1 pseudogene is annotated in these 2,769 nt (G+C 71.5%); it reads right to left on the bottom strand.

Annotated features, from left to right (window positions below):
* Nucleotides 1-2,701, bottom strand: a pseudogene (locus ACGFIZ_RS34125) (hypothetical protein); the annotation flags it as partial.
* Nucleotides 2,702-2,769: the final 68 nt, after the last annotated feature.

Raw genomic sequence — 2,769 nt, 5'->3', positions numbered from 1 at the left:
CACCGTGCCCGTCGGTGACACCACTGCCGGGAACCGGCTCCGCCGGTTCCGCCCACCCCTCCGGCCAGAACAACGCGGCCGGCCCCGCCGGCCAGAACGATGCCGTGGAGGCGTCCGGGTCGTCCAGCGGCCCGGGCAGCCCGGGCAGACCCATGCCCGCCGGCGGGGCAGGTACCGGCCCGGACATCGGCAACGTATCCCCGTCGTACAGCCAGAACAGGTCCTCACTACCCTGCGGGCGGTCCGGTCCGAGGGCAGGGCCCGGCACCGGTGCTTGCCGGGGCTGACCCGGATCGGTCACCCTGTACCCCGCCGCCACGCCACCGCGTTTCTCCTGGTCCAGCCACAGCAGACCACGCTCGCGCAATGCCCCGATCCGGTCACGCACCGTCCGCCGCGGTGTGAATGTCGCCGCGGCGAGGGCTGACTCGCTGACGGTGATGAGCCCGTCGTCGTTCATACTGTTGATCAGGGCGTTCCAAAACAGCCGCAACTGCCGCAGCTGCTCCCGCTGCCGCGTTGTGGTGGCGTTCTGGCCGACGTGCTGGTCGAACAGCGTCCGGGCATCATCCCGGTCGAGCACCCACTGTCTGCCCTCAGGAAGGGCCGGCAACGATGCTTGCCGGGGCGGACCCGGATCGGTCACCTTGTACCGCGCCGCCCTGCGACCGTGACCTCCCCGGTCCAGCCACAGCAGACCACGGTCGCGCAATGCCACGATCCGGTCATGCACCGTCTGCTGCAGTGTGCCTGTCGCCGCGGCGAGGGCTCGCTCGGTGGCGGTGATGAACCCGTCGCCGTCCATACTGTTGATCATGACGTTCCACAACTCCCGCAGCGGCTGCTCCCGGTGCTGCGTTGTGGTGGTGATGTGGCCGACGTGCTGGTTGAACAGCGTCCAGGCCCCATCCCGGTCGCGCACCCACTGGCTGCCCGCAGTGGGTTGGGGTTGGGGTTGGTCGGGGTGGAGTGGGGCGGGGGTGGTGGGTGGCTCGTCGGCCGGGTGATGGAGGGTGTCGCCGGCGGGGAGAGTGCCGGCGTCGGTACGGGTCACCGCTGGGGAGGGTGCGGGGTATGGTTCCCAGTCCATGTCCGTCCCCTGGTAGGTGGCCCCGTCGCCGAGGTTCCCGCCGTCGTCGGGCTGATTGTCGATGTGCTGCTGGCCGGGGCCGGTGAACATCCCGGCACCGTGGGCGGTCACATCAATGTCGGGATTCGGCCACGCCGGTCCCGGCCACCCCGCCGGCCAGGACGACGCGGTGGGGGCGTCCGGGTCGTCCAGCGGCCCGGGCAGCCCGGGCAGACCCGTGCCCGCCGGTGGGGCAGGTACCGGCCCGGGCATCGGCGACTGAGGTGCCGGATCCTGTACGCCCGGTCCGGGCGGGAACGACTGCGTCCCTGGGAACTGGCTGGGCTGGTCACCGCTGGACTGCGACCACCATGTCGGGTCGGGCAGGGCCTGCGGCAGGGACGGATCCATCGGTTGCGGCCAGGGGACGGGTTCCGTGCCCACGGCCATGGGCAGGCCGCCCCACGCCGGATCGAGCGGATCAAACAGATCGAGCGGATCGGCTGGGTCCACCTGCCAGGTGGGCCAGGCGCCGGGGTTCCCGCCGTCGCCGGGCTCATTGTCGATGTGCTGCTGGCCGGGGCCGGTGGACATCCCAGCACCGTGCCAGGTAGTCACATCAATGCCGGGATTCGGCCACCCCGGTCCCGCCCACCCCGCCAGCCAGGACGACGCCGTGGAGGCGTCCGGGTCGCCCACCGGCCCGGGCAGCCCAGGCAGACCCGTGCCCGCCGACGGGGCAGGTACCGGCCCGGACATCGGCAACGGAGGTGCCGAATCCTGTACGCCCGGTCCGGGCGGGAACGACTGCGGCCCTGGGAACTGGCTGGGCTGGTCGCCGCGACGCCGAGGCCGACCTGCGCGCCGAGCGGGCCGCCGCGGGCGGTCCGGTCCGGGGGCAGGGCCCGGCACCGGTGCTTGCCGGTGCTGACCCGGATCGGTCACCCCGTACCGCGCCGCCCTGCCACCCTGTGCTTCCTCGACCAGCCGCAGCAGACGATGGTTGCGCAATGCCCCGATCTGGCGATGCACCGTCGACTTCGATGTGCCTGTCGCATCGGCGAGGGCTGGCATGCTGGCGGTGATGATCCCCTCGTTGTCCATTTCGTTGATCAGGGCGTTCCACAACTGCCGCAGCTCCTTTCGCTGCCGCGTTTTGGTGGCGATGCGGCCGGCGTGCTGGTTGAACAGCGTCCGGGCCCCATTCCGGTCGCGCACCCACCGGCTGCCCGCAGGAAGGGCCGGCAACGATGCTTGCCGGAGCGGACCCGGATCGGTCACCCCGTACCGCGCCGCCCTGCCACCCTGTGCTTCCTCGACCAGCCGCAGCAGACCACGGTCGCGCAATGCCACGATCCGGTTATGCACCGTCGGCTGCCATGTGCCTGTCGCCGCGGCGAGGCGCAACTCGCTGACGGTGAAGGTCCCCTCGTTGTCCATTTCGTTGATCAGGGCGTTCCACAACTGCCGCAGCTCCTCCCGCTGCCGCGTTGTGGTGGCGATGTGGCCGGCGTGCTGCTCGAACAGCGTCCGGGCATCATCCCGGTCGCGCACCCACCGGCTGCCCTCAGGAAGGGCCGGCAATGCTTGCCGGAGCGGACCCGGATCGGTCACCCCGTACCGCGCCGCCACGCCACCGTGACCTCCCCGCACTGCCTGGGTAGCAGACGCCGGGCCAGGACCAGACGGGTCGCCGCTTT

It is taken from the genome of Micromonospora sp. NPDC048830 (assembly GCF_043198215.1).
In the GTDB taxonomy this organism is placed as follows: Bacteria; Actinomycetota; Actinomycetes; order Mycobacteriales; family Micromonosporaceae; genus Micromonospora.
This window is presented reverse-complemented; position numbering and strand designations above follow the sequence as displayed.